Annotated in this window: 15 protein-coding genes; 9 read left to right on the top strand and 6 right to left on the bottom strand. The window is 71.6% G+C overall.

The features are described from left to right. Window positions 1-48: 48 nt before the first annotated feature. Window positions 49-501 (bottom strand): VOC family protein, encoded by a 453-nt coding sequence (locus ACF3NH_RS16855; RefSeq protein ID WP_422924326.1) that lies wholly within the window; start codon window positions 499-501, stop codon window positions 49-51. Between the two features lie 137 nt (window positions 502-638). Between ACF3NH_RS16855 and ACF3NH_RS16850 the strand changes: the two genes are divergently transcribed. After that, a complete protein-coding gene (locus tag ACF3NH_RS16850) occupies window positions 639-863 on the top strand; it encodes a hypothetical protein (RefSeq protein WP_198364782.1) in 225 nt (74 codons plus the stop codon). Between the two features lie 49 nt (window positions 864-912). Here ACF3NH_RS16850 and ACF3NH_RS16845 read toward each other — a convergent pair whose 3' ends face one another. Beyond that, a complete protein-coding gene (locus tag ACF3NH_RS16845) occupies window positions 913-2244 on the bottom strand; it encodes a sensor histidine kinase (protein ID WP_422924324.1) in 1332 nt (443 codons plus the stop codon). Window positions 2245-2578: 334 nt separating this feature from the next. On the opposite strand from ACF3NH_RS16845, the gene pstS reads away from it, so the two are divergent. From pstS to phoB, 6 genes are all read left to right on the top strand, one after another. Then, the gene (pstS, locus tag ACF3NH_RS16840; RefSeq protein WP_422924322.1) at window positions 2579-3628 is read left to right on the top strand and encodes a phosphate ABC transporter substrate-binding protein PstS; all 1050 of its coding nucleotides are present in this window, start codon (window positions 2579-2581) and stop codon (window positions 3626-3628) included. A 109-nt stretch (window positions 3629-3737) separates the two neighbouring features. Then, window positions 3738-4733: a phosphate ABC transporter permease subunit PstC gene (gene pstC / locus ACF3NH_RS16835; RefSeq protein WP_422924320.1), complete on the top strand. Its 996-nt coding sequence runs from the start codon at window positions 3738-3740 to the stop codon at window positions 4731-4733. A gap of 4 nt (window positions 4734-4737) precedes the next feature. Continuing rightward, window positions 4738-5637, top strand: coding sequence for a phosphate ABC transporter permease PstA (gene pstA / locus ACF3NH_RS16830; RefSeq protein WP_198364786.1), 900 nt, complete (start codon window positions 4738-4740; stop codon window positions 5635-5637). Window positions 5638-5659: 22 nt separating this feature from the next. Next, on the top strand, window positions 5660-6472 hold the full coding sequence (gene pstB, locus ACF3NH_RS16825; RefSeq protein ID WP_422924318.1) for a phosphate ABC transporter ATP-binding protein PstB: 813 nt from the start codon (window positions 5660-5662) through the stop codon (window positions 6470-6472). Window positions 6473-6489: 17 nt separating this feature from the next. Beyond that, window positions 6490-7203 (top strand): phosphate signaling complex protein PhoU, encoded by a 714-nt coding sequence (phoU, locus tag ACF3NH_RS16820; RefSeq protein WP_198364787.1) that lies wholly within the window; start codon window positions 6490-6492, stop codon window positions 7201-7203. Between the two features lie 22 nt (window positions 7204-7225). Further along, complete coding sequence (phoB, locus tag ACF3NH_RS16815; RefSeq protein WP_198364788.1) at window positions 7226-7942, top strand: phosphate regulon transcriptional regulator PhoB; 717 nt, start codon at window positions 7226-7228, stop codon at window positions 7940-7942. Window positions 7943-7985: 43 nt separating this feature from the next. On the opposite strand, the gene ACF3NH_RS16810 is transcribed toward phoB, so the two are convergent. The 3 genes from ACF3NH_RS16810 to ACF3NH_RS16800 all read right to left on the bottom strand — a co-directional run bounded on the left by ACF3NH_RS16810 (window position 7986) and on the right by ACF3NH_RS16800 (window position 11117). Then, complete coding sequence (locus ACF3NH_RS16810) at window positions 7986-8381, bottom strand: DoxX family protein (protein WP_198364789.1); 396 nt, start codon at window positions 8379-8381, stop codon at window positions 7986-7988. Window positions 8382-8444: 63 nt separating this feature from the next. Next, window positions 8445-10103, bottom strand: coding sequence for an ABC transporter permease (locus ACF3NH_RS16805; RefSeq protein WP_422924315.1), 1659 nt, complete (start codon window positions 10101-10103; stop codon window positions 8445-8447). An 18-nt stretch (window positions 10104-10121) separates the two neighbouring features. After that, entirely contained in the window at window positions 10122-11117 is a 996-nt protein-coding gene (locus ACF3NH_RS16800) for an ABC transporter substrate-binding protein (RefSeq protein WP_422924313.1), read from the bottom strand. A gap of 203 nt (window positions 11118-11320) precedes the next feature. Between ACF3NH_RS16800 and ACF3NH_RS16795 the strand changes: the two genes are divergently transcribed. Continuing rightward, window positions 11321-12109: an enoyl-CoA hydratase/isomerase family protein gene (locus tag ACF3NH_RS16795; protein WP_198364791.1), complete on the top strand. Its 789-nt coding sequence runs from the start codon at window positions 11321-11323 to the stop codon at window positions 12107-12109. Window positions 12110-12215: 106 nt separating this feature from the next. Continuing rightward, window positions 12216-15281, top strand: coding sequence for a D-2-hydroxyglutarate dehydrogenase YdiJ (ydiJ, locus tag ACF3NH_RS16790; RefSeq protein WP_422924311.1), 3066 nt, complete (start codon window positions 12216-12218; stop codon window positions 15279-15281). Window positions 15282-15338: 57 nt separating this feature from the next. Here the strand turns inward: ydiJ and ACF3NH_RS16785 are convergent, their stop codons facing one another. After that, window positions 15339-16580, bottom strand: a complete 1242-nt coding sequence (locus tag ACF3NH_RS16785; protein WP_422924309.1) for an NAD(P)/FAD-dependent oxidoreductase — start codon at window positions 16578-16580, stop codon at window positions 15339-15341. Window positions 16581-16752: the final 172 nt, after the last annotated feature.

Raw genomic sequence — 16752 nt, 5'->3', positions numbered from 1 at the left:
CAGTAGAATGGCAGGGGAATGACGATCCGGCGAAGGCGCCGGCCCGGCTCAGCGATTCGGCCAGAGGCCCGGGGTGGCGAATTCGATGAGGTGCCCGTCCGGGTCGCGCAGGAAGATGCTGTGCCCGCCGCGCGGCCAGGACACCCGGCCCTCGATGGCGATGTCCCGGCCGGTCAGCCAGTCCTCCCAGCTCCGCAGCGCCTCGCCGGGGACCTGGAAGGCGATGTGCTGCCGGCCCTCGGCATCATGGCCCGGAATGGTGCCGCCCGGCGTCCTGGCCGGCTCCGCGCTTCCGCCCCGCAGGAAGAGGAGCAACACGCCGGGGCCGATCCCCAGGGCGCAGAAGATCGGGCTGGCCAACAGCGGTTGCAGACCGATGATGCTCTCGTAGAAACGCCGCGCCGCCGCCATGTCCTGCACGTAGAGCGCCGTCTCCAGCAGCCGCCCGGGGGGCAGGGGGCGGGCCGCCTTCGTCTCCGCGTCCGGCTGATCGCTTCGCATGGCTGGCCTGTCTCCCTCGGCTCCCCTGGCCCGGCGCGCCGCCGCCGTCCGGAATGCAACCCCGCCGCCCGGGTCGGGTTGCTGGTCCAGGGACCCGGCTCCAGCCGGGCCCGGACAACAGGATGAGGAGATACGCCATGTCGGGATCCAAGCCTTCCGGCGTCGAGCGACCCTCGCCGCCGCCCGGTGACGGGAAGCGCCCCTCCCAGGGCAAGGCGGCCGAGGAGTCGCTGGAGGAGGCCCTGGAAGATACTTTCCCGGCGAGCGATCCGCCGGCCCAGTCCAGCCCGGGCCATTCGGTCGGCTGGGACGCGCCGGAGGGCGACGGGAAGGAGGAGGACGGCAAGGCGAAGACGGGCTGATCCGCCACGCCTCACGCCTCGCCGGACGACCTCGCCGTCCGGCGAGGCCTCAGTCCGGCGGGGAGAGCGCGGCGCGGGGGAAACGGATGGCGAAGCGGCTACGCGGGTGCCGCTCGAGAAGCAACTGGCCGCCCAGCTGCTGGGCGCAGGACTGCACCAGGACCATCCCGATGCCCTGCGCGCCGAGCGCGGCGAATTCGTTGAACGGCGCCCCGTCATTGCAGATCGTGAGGATGCAGTCTCCCTGCTCCTCGGTGAGCGTCACGGTGATCGTGCCCCGCCGTCCCTCGGCGAAGCCGTGGCGCACGGCGTTGTCCAGAATCTGCGTCATCGCCAGGCCCAGCAGCAGCGCCTGGTCCGCCGGTGCCTGACAGGAGCCGATGTCGAGCGTCAGGTGGATCCGCTCGCCCTCTCCCTCGACCGCCTTGCGGGCAACTTCTCCCAGATAGCGGCGGAGATCGACCTTCCCGAGATCGGCATCGCGATAGAGCGCCTCGTGCAGGCTTCCCATCCCCTGGATGCGCTGGGCGGCCCCCTCCAGCGCCCGCCGCAGGGGCGGCGTGGCGCGGCGGGACTGCAGGCGCAGCAGGCTGGTCACCATCTGGAAGTTGCTGCGGACCCGGTAGATCAGCTCGTGATGCAGCCGCTCCTGCCGGTGCTGGGCCAGGCGGGCGGCCTCCTGCGCCTGATGCAGCGCGTCGCGGTCGAGCAGGATGCCCGCCAGCTCGCCCTCCTTCGTCCGCGCGCCGCGCATGCGGAGCCATGGCATGCCCCCGTCGGCCCGGATGACGCGGAATTCCTGATCCAGACGCCCCGCGGGATCGGCCAGGGCGGCGCGCATGGCCTGGCGGAAGCCCTCGACGTCGTCGGGGTGGAGGTGGGTGTGCAGCCAGAGCATGCTGGAAGGCTCCGGCTCGGGCTCCCGGCCGAGCAGGGCCCAGGCGATGGGTGACAGGGTGAGACGATTGGCCTCCTGCGACCACGTCCAGTCCCCGAGATTCCCTAGCGTCCAGGCCCGGTCCCGCTGCTCCCGCAGGGGTGCGGCGCGATCGAGCACCTCGCGGAACTCGCCGCCCAGGGCGGCGGCGAAGCCGCCGGCGAGCAGCGGCGCCACCAGGTTCCGCCATTCCGCGCCTCCGGTTCCCGTCATGGCGAGCCAGGCTTCCTGCAGGGCATAGACGGCAAGTGCCGCCAGCCCGGCGGGGCGCCCCCCGATGACCGCCGCCAGGGCGACGCCCACGACCAGAAGGAGCGGAGCCACGGCCGGCGGATCCGGCCAGACATGCTGCAGAGCGGTGGTTCCCGCCCCGATGGCAAGCCCGGTCAACTGGCTGGCCAGCACGCCGGTGGCGGCGGGAAGGCGGGCGAAAAGGAGAATCAAGGGTGGATTGGTCCGGATCTGTGCCGCTCAGGCAGGAATAGGAGACTTATATCGAAAACAGACCATTTCCGGGAATAATTCCGCGTGATGAGACTGCTCCGCGCGGAGCGCCCAGGCATGACGTTCCGGAGGGGCCAGGGGTTTCCGGATCGTTCCACAGTGCTGCCCGATGCCATCCCATTTCCGCCGCCCCGGTGAAGGCCCGGTTCCGTTGGCCGTGAGGGCTTGCCTGTCATCGAAGCTTCATAAATCTGCAATCCAACGGTCGCAGCCAGCGCCTAGAAGGCGGCCACCGCACCGGCCCCTCCCAATGGGCGCCAAAAGACGGAGATACATGGTGAGCAATCGGCTTCTTGCCCTGGCCGCTGGCCTGGTCGCGACGATCGGCGTGAGCATGGCGGCGAACGCCCAGCAGGCTTCCATCACGGGCGCAGGCGCGAGCTTCCCCAATCCGCTGTACCAGAAATGGGGTGCCGCGGCGCGTGAGGCCATCGGGCTGCAGCTCAACTACCAGTCGGTCGGCTCGGGCGCGGGGCAGACGCAGATCCGCAACCGCACGGTCGATTTCGGCGCCTCCGACGCGCCGATGAAGGCCGAGGAGCTCGCCGAGCACAAGCTGCTGCAGTTCCCCTCCACCATGGGCAGCCTGACCGCGATCGTGAACATCCCGGGCGTCGAGGACCACAAGCTGCGCCTGACCGGCGAGGTGATCTCGGACATCTACCTCGGCAAGATCAGCAAGTGGAACGACCCCCGCCTGGTCGAGCTGAACCCGGGCGTCGAGCTGCCCAACCTCGCCATCGCTCCGGTCTACCGCGCCGACGGCTCCGGCACGACCTATGTCTGGGTCTCCTACCTCTCCGCCGTCTCGCCCGAGTTCAAGGACCGCGTCGGCGTGGGCACCTCGGTGCGCTGGCCGGCCGGCACGGGTGCCCGCGGCAATGAGGGCGTGGCCGGCACGGTGCGCAACGTCCGCGGCGCCATCGGCTATGTCGAGCACGCCTATGCGGCGCAGAACAAGCTCGTCACCACCCAGCTGCGCAACAAGGCCGGCCAGTTCGTGGTGCCGAACAGCGAGGCCTTCGAGGCCGCCGCGTCCAACGCCGACTGGAGCACGCCGAACTTCGCCGCCAACCTGGTGAACACCGAGGGCGAGAAGTCCTGGCCGATCGTCTCGCCGACCTTCATCCTGCTGCCGAAGAACCCGCAGGACGCGACCCGGGCGCAGAACGTGATGAAGTTCTTCGACTGGGCCTATCGCGACGGCGATGCCGCCGCCCGGGAGCTGGACTACATCCCGCTGCCGGAGAAGGTCGAGGAGGCGGTGCGCGCCGCCTGGGCCCAGGTGCAGGTGGACGGCAAGCCGCTCTGGCCGGCGAAGTGACGAACGCGCGGCGCCCGGGCGGTCAGCCCGGGCGTCCTGGCAGGCTGCCCGCGCACCGAACGGCCAGGGCCGCGCGGCGCCGGGCATGCCGAGCTTCCGGAGTCTGATCGTGCAGCAAGCAGCCACCCTTCCCCTCGAGACGGGCGCCGCCCCCGATCCACGTCCCGGCCTGCGCCGCGGAGGTGGATCCGGCGCGACGGGCGACGCCATCTTCGCGATCGCCTGCCGGGCCGCCGGGGTGCTGGTCCTGGTCCTTCTCGGCGCCATCATCCTGGAGCTGTTCTGGGGCGGGCTGCAGGCCTTTCGCGCCTTCGGCGCGGGCTTCGTCACCGGCACGGACTGGGATCCGGTGCAGGAGGTCTTCGGCGCCGGCGTCTCCATCTACGGCACCGTGGTGACCGCGGTGCTGGCCCTGCTGATGGCCGTGCCGCTGGCCTTCGGCGTCGCGTTCTACCTGACCGAGCTGGCGCCGCCCTGGCTCCGCGGCCCGGTGGGCACGGCGGTCGAGCTGCTGGCGGCGGTGCCGTCCATCATCTTCGGCATGTGGGGCTTCTTCCTGATCGTCCCCTTCATGTCGCAGTACGTGCAGCCCTTCGCCATTGACACGCTGGGCGAGCTGCCGCTGATCGGCGCGCTCTTCGCCGGCCCGCCCTTCGGCACCGGCATCCTGACGGCGGCGCTGATCCTGGCCATCATGGTGCTGCCCTTCATCGCGGCGACGATGCGCGACGTCTTCAACACCGTGCCCCCGGTCTACAAGGAGAGCGCCTACGGCCTTGGCTGCACCCAGTGGGAGGTCGTGCGCAACGTCGTGTTGCCCTATACCCGCATCTCGGTGGTCGGCGGCATCATGCTCGGCCTCGGCCGGGCCCTGGGCGAGACGATGGCGGTGACCTTCGTCATCGGCAACGCCAACCGCATCTCCACCAGCCTCTTCGGGCCGGGCAACACCATCGCCTCGCTGATCGCGCTGGAGTTCGGCGAAAGCCAGATGGGCAGCCTGAAGCTCTCCGCCCTGCTCGGGCTCGGCTTCATCCTCTTCGTCATCTCCTTCATCGTGCTGGCCGCCTCGCGCTTCCTGTTGCGTCCGCGGCTGAAGGGTTGAAACCATGAGCGCGTCCAACCCGACCCTGGAGGTTGCCTCCGGCAGCGGCCCGGCCAAGGACATGCGCGTCGCGGAGGCCCTGGGCCGCCGCCGCCGCCGCGTCGCCAAGGCCGTCAAGTACGCCTGCTACGGCGCCACCGGCCTCGGCCTCCTGCTGCTCTTCTCGATCCTGGCCACGCTGTTCTGGAACGGCTTCTCCGCCCTGTCGCTCGGGGTCTTCACCCGCGTCACGGCGCCGCCGGGCTCGGAGGGGGGGCTGCTCAACGCCATCGTCGGCAGCCTGATCCAGACCGTCATCGGCACCGTCATCGGCACGCCCATCGGCCTTCTGGTCGGCACCTACCTGGCGGAGTATTCGAAGTCCTCGCCGCTGGCCAATGCGGTTCGCTTCGTCTCCGACATCCTGCTCTCCGCGCCCTCGATCCTGATCGGCCTCTTCGTCTACCAGATCCTGGTGGTGCCCTTCGGCGGCTTCTCGGGCTGGGCCGGCTCGGTGGCGCTGGCCATCATCGTCATTCCCATCGTCGTCCGCACCACCGAGGATATGCTGCGCCTGCTGCCGGACACGCTGCGCGAGGCCGTGATCGGCCTCGGCGCGCCGAAGTGGAAGATGGTGACCATGGTCTGCTGGCGCGCGGCGGCGAGCGGCATCGTCACCGGCGTGCTGCTGGCGGTGGCGCGGGTGGCGGGCGAGACGGCGCCGCTGCTCTTCACCTCGCTCGGAAACCTGAACTGGTCGCTCAGCCTGTCCGGCCCGATGTCGAGCCTGCCGCTGACCATCTACGCCTATGCCGGCTCGCCCTATCCGGACTGGATCGCGCTGGCCTGGGCCGGCGCCCTCATCATCACGCTCGGCGTGCTCGGGCTCAACATCGTGGCGCGCAGCCTGCTGCGCAGGAAGTGAGGAACCGCATATGAGCGCCTCCATGACCCAGACCCAGACCGAGACCGGCAAGCTGCACGCCCGCTCGCACGCCCCGCTGAACGAGCCCCGCATCGCGGTCCGCAACCTCGATTTCTACTATGGCGCCAACAAGGCGCTGAAGGGGATCGACTTCGACCTGCCCGACCGGCAGGTGACCGGCATGATCGGGCCCTCGGGCTGCGGCAAGTCCACCCTGCTGCGGGTGCTGAACCGCATGTACAGCCTCTATCCGGGCCAGCGCGCCACGGGCGAGGTTCTGCTCGACGGCAAGAACATCCTCGACACCGACATCGATATCAACGCGCTCCGCTCGCGGATCGGCATGGTGTTCCAGAAGCCCACGCCCTTCCCGATGACCATCTACGAGAACATCGCCTTCGGCATCCGCCTGCACGAGAAGCTGTCCCGGTCGCAGATGGATGAGCGGGTGGAATGGGCGCTGACCCGCGCCGCCATCTGGGGTGAGGTCAAGGACCGGCTGAACACCAGCGCCATGGGCCTCTCGGGCGGCCAGCAGCAGCGCCTCTGCATCGCCCGCACCATCGCCGTGCGGCCGGAGGTCATCCTGCTCGACGAGCCGACCTCGGCGCTCGATCCGATCAGCACGTTGAAGATCGAGGAGCTGATCGACGAGCTGAAGCGCGACTTCACCATCGCCATCGTCACGCACAACATGCAGCAGGCGGCGCGCTGCGCCGATCAGGTGGCGTTCTTCTACCTCGGCGAACTCATCGAGGTGGCTCCGGCGGAGGAGATGTTCACCGCGCCGAAGCAGAAGAAGACCCAGGAATACATCACCGGCCGGTTCGGCTGAGCGAGGTCATCAGGACGATGCCCAACGAGCATATCGTGCGATCCTACGAGGAGCAGCTCAAGCGGCTGCGCGAGCTGGTGGCGCGCATGGGCGGCCTGGCCGAGCGCCAGGTCGCGGACGCCGCCTCCGCCCTGATCCGCCGCGATGTGGAGCAGGCCACCACCGTGATCGGCCGGGATGGCGAGATCGACGCGCTGGAGCGCGAGATCGAGAACTTCTGCGTCCGCCTGCTGGCCCTGCGGCAGCCGATGGCGGCCGACCTGCGGCTGATCGTCGCCGCCATGAAGGTCTCGACCGACATCGAGCGCATCGGCGACTACGCCCGCAACGCCGCCAAGCGCGCCATCGTCGTTTCGCAGCAGCCGCAGCTGGGCAGCCTGAACGGCTTCCAGTGGATGGCCAAGCTGGTGCAGGAGAACCTGAAGGAGGCGATCGACGCGCTGGTGAAGGAGGACGCCGCTGCCGCCGAGCGCGTCTGGGCGGCCGACGCGCCGGTGGACGACATCTACAACGGCATCTTCCGCGAGATGCTGACGCACATGATGGAGGATCCGCGCAACATCACCGCGGCCACCCACCTGCTGTTCATCGCCAAGAACTTCGAGCGCATCGGCGACCACGCGACGAACATCGCCGAGACCGTGCACTACGCCGTGCTCGGCCATACCCTGCCGGAGGACCGGCCGAAGTCGGACTCCTCAGCCTACACTGTCGTCCGCCCGCCGGCCTGACAGAGCGAAGAAAGATCTGATCATGGCCGAGCCCAACACCGGCATGGCGCGTCCCACCATCCTGGTGGTCGAGGACGAGGCGCCGCTGCTGACGCTGCTGCGCTACAATCTGGAGAAGCAGGGCTTCCTGGTGGACGAGGCCGCCGATGGCCAGGAGGCGCTGATGCGCGTGGCCGAGGCGCCGCCGGATCTGGTGCTGCTGGACTGGATGCTGCCGGCGCTGTCCGGCCTCGAGGTCTGCCGCCAGCTCCGCCGGCGCCCAGATACGCGCAACATGCCGATCATCATGGTCACCGCCCGCACGGAGGACCAGGACGCGGTGCGGGCGCTCGATACCGGCGCCGACGACTACATCGCCAAGCCCTTCGTGATGGACGCGCTGCTGGCGCGCATCCGGGCGCTGCTGCGCCGCTCCGGCGGCGTCGCCACCAAGGGCATGCTCGCCTGGCACGACATCACGATGGACCAGGATTCCCACCGCGTGACCCGCAACGGGCGGTCGCTGCACCTGGGCCCCACCGAATACCGGCTGCTGGAGTTCTTCCTGCAGCATCCGGGGCGGGTCTTCTCGCGCGAGCAGCTGCTCGATGCCGTCTGGGGCCGCGACATCCATGTCGAGCCGCGCACGGTGGACGTGCATATCCGGCGGCTGCGCAAGGCGGTGAACGGCGAGGGCGAGGCGGACGTGATCCGCACGGTCCGCAGCGCCGGCTACGCGCTGGATCTCGAACTGGCCTGACCGTGGAACATCCCCCCTCGTGCCGGAGGGGGGATGCCGGCCCTCAGCGGCGGTTGCCGTCGAGGCTGAAGGCGCCGGCTCCGGCGAAGACCAGATAGAGGAAGATGAAGCAGAACAGGATGGAGGCATCGCCGCCGTTCAGCGCCGGGAAGAAATTGCGCGGCGCGTGGAAGGCGAAATAGGCATAGGCCATCTGGCCTGAGGCCAGGAAGGCCGCCGGGCGCGTGTAGAGGCCGAGCGCGATCAGCACGCCGGTGACAATCTCGATGATCCCGCCAATCCAGAACAGGCTGAAGGCGGCCGGCATGGGCGAGGAGGGCGGCGGGAAGCCGAGGATCTTCTGCGTGCCATGCGCCAGGAACAGCAGCGCCGCGATGATGCGCAGTGCCGCCAGAGCCGCCGGTGCGTAGCGCTGGAGAGACGAGCCGGAAACAGCCATGGGATTCTCCGTGGATGGATGCTGGCTGTGTAACACCCCCTTTCGCCGGTTGTCCCGCGCGACTTACGGCCGCCAGGGCAGGGTTCCCGGCGGCAGGCGGCGCCCGAGCAGGCTGGCCGCGCCCATCAACCCCGCCACCAGCACCAGGGAGAGGCAGGACACCGCCGCCGCCTGCGGCGTCTGTCCCGCATCCTGCAGATTGAAGACCAGCACGCCGAGCGTGCGGCTGCCCGGCCCGTACAGCAGCGCGCTGACCGTCACCTCGTTCACCGCGAGCAGCGCCACCAGGATGGCGCCCGCCATCAGGGCGGGGGAAAGGGCCGGCAGATGGATGCGCCGGAGCCGCGCCCATCCGCCGGCGCCGAGGCTGCTGGCCGCGCGCTCCAGCATCGGGTCGAGCCGCGCCGCGGCGGCCGCCACGGGCCGCAGCGCCAGTGCCTGGAAGCGCGCCAGATAGGCGAAGAGGATCAGCCCCAGCGTGCCGTAGACGAGACCGCCGCCGGGCAGCGTCAGCACCAGCAGGATGACGGAGACGGCGGTGCAGGCGCCCGGCAGGGCGTAGGACAGGTCGGTGCCGGTGGCCGCCCAGCGCAGCACGGGATGGCGCAGGGCGAGCGCGACGGGAAGCGCGGCGAGGCAGAGGATGGCCGCCGCCCCGCAGGCCAGCAGCAGCGAATGGCCCAGTGCCGCCAGGGTCTGCGCGCCCGGCGCCAGCATCGCCGCGAAGTGCCGCAGGGTCAGGCTCTGGGCGGTGAGCGGAACCCCCATGGCCGGCACCAGCGCCGTGGCCAGCAGCGCGCCCAGCGGCAGCGCCAGGACCAGCAGGAGATAAAGCACGAGCGGCAGCAACGCCACGCGGTGTCCCCGGCCCGCCGGCAGCGGGCGGAAGGCGCGTCCGGCCTCGAAGCCCGACCGGCGCCCGGCCCAGAACTGCGCCGCCAGCCCCGGCACCGCCAGCAGCGCCAGCAGCAGGGAGAGCCAGGACACCTCGGAGAGCGCCGCCGGTCCGGTGGCCGAGAGGCGCTGCCAGATCAGCACGGTCAGCACCGGGTAGCGGCCCGGGATGCCGAGCAGGGCGGCGACGCCGAAATTGCCCAGCGCGGCGACGAAGGCCAGCCCCGCCCCGGCCGCCAGGCCCGGCGCCAGCAGCGGCCAGGCGACGCGGCGCAGCGCCACGCGCGGCGCGGCCCCGAGCCCGCGGGCGGCGACCATCAGCTCGTCCGGCAGCCGCCGCGCCATGGCCGCGACCGCCAGCAGCACCAGCGGCGCGCCCTGGATGCCGAGCAGCAGCATCATGCCGCCCGGCCCGTAGAAGGGGTTCGGCGTGCCGAGCGGCGGCGCCAGCCCAAGGGCCAGCAGCAGCGGCGAGGCGGGGCCGCCCAGCTGGATGAAGGACAGGGCCAGGATCTGCGGCGGCACCAGGAGCGGCAGGATGCAGAGGAAGAGCAGCAGCCGCCGCCCGGGCAGCGCGCGCAGCAGCAGGAGCCCGGCCTGCAGCGTGCCGATGGCGGCGGCCAGCAGCGCCGCGCCGCCCGCCACCAGCAGGCTGCGCCAGACGGCGCGCCAGATGGCGGCATCGGCGAGCAGCGGACGCGGATCGCTGCCCAGCGCCTCGGCGAGCAGGCGGAGCGCCGGCGCCAGGCCGATGGCCGCCAGCCAGGCCAGGCCGAGCCAGGCCAGCGGCGGCAGGCCGGCGAGGCGCCCCGGCGCCGCCGGGCTCACGGCGTTCCCCGGCAAGCCCTACTGGCCGACCAGCCCGCTGAAGCGCTTCAGGTCCTGGCCGCTCTCGGCGGCGGCGCGGGCGCTGTCGAGCGGCAGCAGGGTCAGGCCCTTGCGGTCCGGGAAGCCGGCGGGCGGCGCGACGGCGGGATCGGCCGGCAGGAAGCCCTGGGCGGCCGCCAGCTCCTGGCCCTCGCGGGAGAGCAGGAAGGTGACGAAGGCGATGGCAGCCTCGGGGTTGCGGCTGGACTTCAGGATCGCCGCCGGCTCCGTGATGGCGCTGACCCCGTCCTCCGGCACGATGAAGCGCACCGGCGCGCCCTTCGCCGCCTCGCGGATCGGCATGTAGTCCACCACCATGCCGAAGGCCCGCTCGCCGCTGGCCACGGCCTGCATCACCGCGCCATTGCCGCCGCGCGGCTGCACGCCGGCGCCGGCCAGCTTCTCCCAGAACTCCCAGCCGAGGCCGGGCGCCGCGGCCAGGGCCTGCACATGAATGGCGGCGGCGCCGGAGACGCTGGGCGAGGGCATGGCGGTGAGGCCCCGGGCCTCCGGGCGCAGCAGGTCGGACCAGCGCTTCGGCGTGAAGGGCGCGCGGGTGTTCATGACGATGCCGGTCGTCATCAGCTTGGTGCCGAAATACTGCCGCCCGGTGTCGATCAACTCCGCCGGCACGCCGCCGGTCCCGACCTCGGGGCTGGGGCGCAGCAGCCCCTCCTGCTTCAGCCCCTCGAAGGTCAGGCTGTCGGCCAGCAGCAGCACGTCGGCGCGGGGCGCGCCGGCGGCGAGCTCGGCGCGCAGCCGGGGCATGATCTGGTTGGTGCCGCCCCGGATCCACTCGACCGTCACCTTCGGGTAGTGCCTGCGGAAGGCCTCGGAGGTGCGGGCGGCGTCCTCCTCGAGCTGGCTGGTGTAGAGGACCAGGCTGCCCGCCGGCTCGGCCGCGGCCGGGGCGGCCGGCGACAGGGACGACAGAAGGGCGGAGAGGCCGAGGGCCAGGAAGCCGGCGCGCCGCATGCGGGGGATCTCCTTGGGGAAGGGGCGGTGTCGGGCGAGGGCTGAACTAGCCGGGACGGCGCGCTTCGGGCAGGGGGGTCGAATGAAGTTTCGATGAACGGCCCCGAAAGTGTCGGTTGTTGATTGTTTACACGCCTGCCATGCCATCCTAAGACCGCTGGAAAGGCCGGTCTCCCGCCGGCCGGTCCGAGGAGGCCCGAGGCATGAGCGAGAACGACGATATCCTGTTCGAAAGGCTGGAGGGAGGGATCGCCCGCGTCACCTTCAACCGTCCCCAGGCGCGCAATGCCTTCACCTTCGCCATGTACGAGCGGCTCGGCGCCTTCTGCCAGGAGGTCGCGGAGGACAAGTCGGTCCGCGCCGTCATCCTGACCGGCGCCGGCGACAAGGCCTTCGCCGCCGGCACCGACATCAACCAGTTCCGCGCCTTCAAGACCCCGGAGGACGCGATCCAGTACGAGGAGCGCATCGGCCGCATCGTCGCCACGCTGGAGAGCTGCCCGAAGCCCATCATCGCGGCGATCAACGGCGCCTGCACGGGTGGCGGCGGCGCCATCGCCGCCTCCTGCGACATCCGCGTCGGCGCCGCGCATTCCCGCTTCGGCTTCCCGATCGCGCGCACGCTCGGCAACATCCTCTCCATGGGCGCCTTCTCGCGGCTGGTGGCGCTGATCGGCCCATCCCGCACCAAGGAGATGATCTTCACCGCCCGGCTGCTGGACGCGCAGGAGGCCAAGGAGATCGGCCTGCTGCACGAGGTGGTGCCGGAAGGTGGCGATCTCGCCGCCCGCGCCCTGGAGCTGGCCCGCACCATCGCCGGCAACGCGCCGCTGACCCTGCGCGCCACCAAGGAGGCGATCGCGCGGCTGCGCCCGCAGATCTCCTCCGAGGAGGGCCGCGACCTGGTGCTGATGTGCTACATGAGCCAGGACTTCCGCGAGGGCATGGACGCCTTCCTGAACAAGCGCCAGCCGCAGTGGAAGGGTGAGTAAGGGCCTGGCCCCCTTTCCTTTTCGGCCTTCCGGGGGCAGATGACAGGACCGGGGAGGGGGATCTGCCCCCTGCCTCCCCGGTGCTCCAGGAAAGGCCGCCTGCCCGATGATTCCCCGCCTGACTGACCTGCCGTCCCCGGCCCAGCCTTCCCGGGCCTTCCTGGACGAGTTGCGGCTGCGGGGCTTCGGCGGCGACATCGCGCCCGGCGACGCCGACCGCGTGGTCATGGCGACCGACAACTCCATCTACCAGCGCCTGCCGCAGGCCGTGGTCTATCCGCGCGGGGCGGAGGATCTGCGGCGCATCGCCCGCGTCGCCGCCGATCCGCGCTTCCACGGCGTCGCCCTCGCGCCGCGCGGCGGCGGCACCGGCACCAACGGCCAATCGCTGACCGACGGCATCGTCGTCGATGTCTCGCGCCACATGACGCGCATCCTGGAGGTCAACGCGGCCGAGGGCTGGGTGCGGGTCGAGCCCGGCCTGGTGAAGGACGCGCTGAACGCGGCGCTGAAGCCGCTCGGCCTGTTCTTCGCGCCCGAGTGCTCCACCAGCAACCGCGCCACCATGGGCGGCATGATCTCCACCGACGCCTGCGGCCAGGGCTCCTGCCTCTACGGCAAGACGCGCGACCACGTGCTGTCGCTCACCGTGGTGCTGATGGACGGCACGCTCTGGGAAAGCCGCAAGCTGGCGCCCGAGGAGCTGGCGCGCGTCACGCGGCGGCAGGACATGGTGGGCGCCATCCACCGCGTCGCCGACGGCATCGCGCGGGAGGAGCGCCAGCTCATCGCCGAGCGCTTCCCGCCGCTGAACCGCTGCCTCACCGGCTACGACCTCGCGCATCTGCATGACGCGGAAGGCCGCTTCGACCTGAACGCGCTGCTCTGCGGCTCCGAGGGCACGCTGGCGATGATCGCGGAGGCGAAGATCCGCGTGCTGCCGATCCCCCGGCGCAGCGCGCTCATCAACCTGCGCTACGACAGCTTCGACGCCGCGCTGCGCGACGCGCGGGTGCTGATGGCGCTCGGCGCCGCCTCGGTCGAGACGGTGGATTCCAAGGTGCTCGGCCTGGCGCGCGGCGACATCGTCTGGGAGGGCATCCGGCAGTTCTTCCCCGACGATCCCGAAGGCCCGGCGGCCGGCATCAACCTGATCGAGTTCGTCGGCGACAGCGAGGCCGAGGTGCGGGAGAAGCTCGCCCCGGTCGAGGCGCGCCTCGCCGCCGAGGGCCGCGCCTCCGGCCGGCGCGGCCATACCCTGGCCTGGGACGGCGACGGCGAGCGCATCCAGGGCATGCGGAAGCGCGGCGTCGGCCTGCTCGGCAACATGAAGGGCGAGAGGCGGCCGATTCCCTTCGTCGAGGACACCGCCGTCCCGCCCGAGCACCTCGCCGACTACATCGCCGAGTTCCGCGCCGCGCTGGACCGGCGCGGCCTGGAGTACGGCATGTTCGGTCATGTCGATGCCGGGGTGCTGCATGTCCGCCCGGCGATCGACATGAAGGCCGAGGGCGCCGAGCGGATGATCCGCGAGGTCTCCGACGAGGTCTTCGCGCTCACCCGCAAGTACAACGGCCTGCTCTGGGGCGAGCACGGCAAGGGCGTGCGCTCGGAATACGTCCCCGAGGTCTTCGGCCCGCTCTATCCGAGCCTGCAGGCGATCAAGGCCGCCTTCGATCCGCGCAACCAGCTGAACCCGGGCAAGATCGCCGCCCCCGAGGGCGAGGCGCTGCTGGCCATCGACCGCGTGCCGATGCGCGGCCAGCTCGACCGCACCATCCCCGCCGCCACCCGCGCCGCCTATGACGAGGCGCTGCACTGCAACGGCAACGGCGCCTGCTTCAACTACGACTGGCAGGACGCCATGTGCCCCTCCTTCAAGGCGACCGGGGACCGCCGGCATTCGCCCAAGGGCCGTGCCGGCCTGTTCCGCGAATGGCTGCGCCAGCTCGCCGCCGCCGGGGTCGATCCGGTGGCCGAGGCCGGGCGGCTGCGCGACGCCTCGGCGCTGGGCTTCCTGCGCGCCCTTCCGGAGCGGCTGCGCAACAGCCGCGCGCTGCGGCGCGGCACGCCGGATTTCTCGGCCGAGGTGAAGGCGGCGATGGATGGCTGTCTCGCCTGCAAGTCCTGCACCGGCCAGTGCCCAATCAAGGTCGATGTGCCGAGCTTCCGCGCCAAGTTCCTGGAGATCTATCACGGCCGCTATGCCCGGCCGCTGAAGGACTATCTGCTGGGCGGGCTGGAGCGGATGCTGCCGCTCGGCGCGCGCCTGCCGGGCCTGGCCAATGCGGTGATGGGCAGCCTGCCGGGGCGTGCGCTGGCGGCGAAGGCGGGCCTGGTCGACGCGCCCCTCTTCTCGGGCCTCGACCTCGGGCGGGAGGCGGCCGCGCGCGGTGTCCGCCTGGCCTCCGCCGCCACCCTGACCGCCGTGCCGGAAGCGGAGCGCGAGCGGCATCTCGTCATCGTGCAGGACGCCTTCACCAGCCATTTCGAGACCCGGCTGGTGCTCGACCTGATCGAGGCGCTGAAGCTGATGGGCTTCACGCCCTGGCTGGCGCCCTTCCGCCCGAACGGCAAGCCGTTGCACGTGCACGGCTTCCTCGGCGCCTTCCGCCGGCAGGCCGAGGCCCAGGCCGCCCTGCTGCGCGCGCTGGCCGTGAGCGGCATCGACCTCGTCGGCGTCGATCCGTCGATGACGCTCAGCTACCGCAGCGAGTATCCCGGCATCGGCGTCGAGACGCCGCCGGTGCTGCTGCCGCAGGAATGGCTGGCGCGGCGCCTGCATCTCATCCCGGCGCGCGAGGCCGGGGAGGGCTTCGCCCTGCTGCCGCACTGCACCGAGCGCACCAATGCCCCGGCCGCGGTGAAGGACTGGCAGGGTGTCTTCGCCCGGCTGGGCGCGCCGCTCACCGTGCTGGCCGCGGGCTGCTGCGGCATGGCCGGCACCTTCGGGCACGAGGCGGAGCACCGCGCCGTCTCGGAGCAGCTCTATGGCATGAGCTGGAAGACGCATGTCGCGGCGCGGGGCGAGCGGCTGCTGGCCAGCGGCTATTCCTGCCGCAGTCAGGTGAAGCGCCTCGACGGGGTCACGCTGCGCCACCCGGTGCAGGCGCTGCTGCTGCGGCTGCGCGAGGCGCCGGCGCGGCCGGCGACGCTGCCCGAGGCGGCCTGACGGACAGGCCGGCCCCAGGCGAACAGGTCAATCGGGCGGGGTCATCGAGCAGGCGGGTCAGAACCGCTCCGGCCGGTAGGGCTCCGGGTCGATGAACGGCGCCTCGCCCGCCATCATCGCGGAGAGCAGCCGGCCGGTGGTCGGGCCCAGGGTCAGCCCCTGATGGGCGTGGCCGAAGGCGCACCAGGCTCCCTCCTGCCGCGGCAGCCGCCCGATGATCGGCAGCATGTCCGGCGTGCACGGGCGGACGCCGAACCAGGGCCTCTCCTCCACCTGCTCGCCGAGGGGGAGCAGCGCGCGGGCCGAGGGCGTGGCGCGCTCCAGCTGGATCGGCGTGGGCGGCGCGGCGTCGCCGGCGAATTCCACGCCGGTCGTCAGCCGGATGCCGCGCCGCATCGGGATCAGCCCGTAGCGCAGGTCGGCGTCGAAGATCGGATGGTTCAGCACCGCATTGCCCTGCATCGTGTAGTGCAGGTGGTAGCCGCGCTTGCCGAAGAGCGGCGCGTTGTAGCCGAGCGGCCGCGTCACCTGGCCCGCGGCGGCGCCGAGGGCGATCACCACGTGGCGCGCCTCCACCGGCCCCGTGTCGGTCCGCACCTGCCAGCCCGCGCCCTGGCGGCGGAGCGTCGCCGCGTCGCCGCGCAGCAGCCGGCCGCCCTTCTCCTCGAGAAGCCGGGCATAGGCCGTGGTCAGCCCGTGCGGGTCGCTCACCGAATAGGGGTCGGTCCAGTGGATGGCGCCGGCCTTGCGTTGCAGAAGGTGCGGCTCGGCCTCGGCCAGCGCCTCGCCGTCCAGCAGGCGGTGGCCGACGCCGAACTCGGCCCGGGCCCGTTCCGCCTCCCGCCGGGCCGCTTCCAGCGCGCCCTCCTGGCCGTAGATCTGGATGAAGCCCAGCGGCCGCAGCAGCTCGGTGGCGCCGGCCTCGCGGGCCTGGGCCATGTGGTCCTCGAGGCAGCTCGCCACCAGCCGCGACTGGCCCAGCACGGCCTTCAGGTAGCGCTCCGGCGCCGAGTTCCACCAGTAGCGCAGCAGCGGCGAGGCCAGGCGGGGCATGGCGAGGGGGTGGAAGGAGACATCGACCGAGCGGTTGCGCGCGACGCGGGACAGCTCCGCCAGGGCGCGCGGGAAGGGGTGGGGATAGACCGCCTCCCGCTGGATCAGCCCGGCATTGCCGAAGGAGGCGCCTTCGCCTGGTCCCTGCCGGTCCACCAGCGCCACGTCCCATCCCCGCTGCCGCAGATGCAGCGCCACGGAGACGCCGACCATGCCCGCGCCGAGCACCAGGGCGGTGTCAGCCATCACGACGATCCTTTCCATCCAGTCCGGCGAGGGCGACGACCCTCTGCCCGGAGGGCCGCTGTCCCGCGGCGCGCGGCGTGTCTTCCCGGGCGGGCCGGAAGTCTCGCGCCACCGGTCTCCAGCCCGGCTTTGTACACCCCTGCCCGACCTGCGAAAGGGGGGCGGCGTCGCA

It is taken from the genome of Pseudoroseomonas sp. WGS1072, from assembly GCF_049340465.1.
Lineage (GTDB): Bacteria > Pseudomonadota > Alphaproteobacteria > Acetobacterales > Acetobacteraceae > Pseudoroseomonas.
The sequence above is the reverse complement of the archived record's forward strand: the minus strand, read 5'-3'. Positions and strand labels throughout refer to the sequence as shown.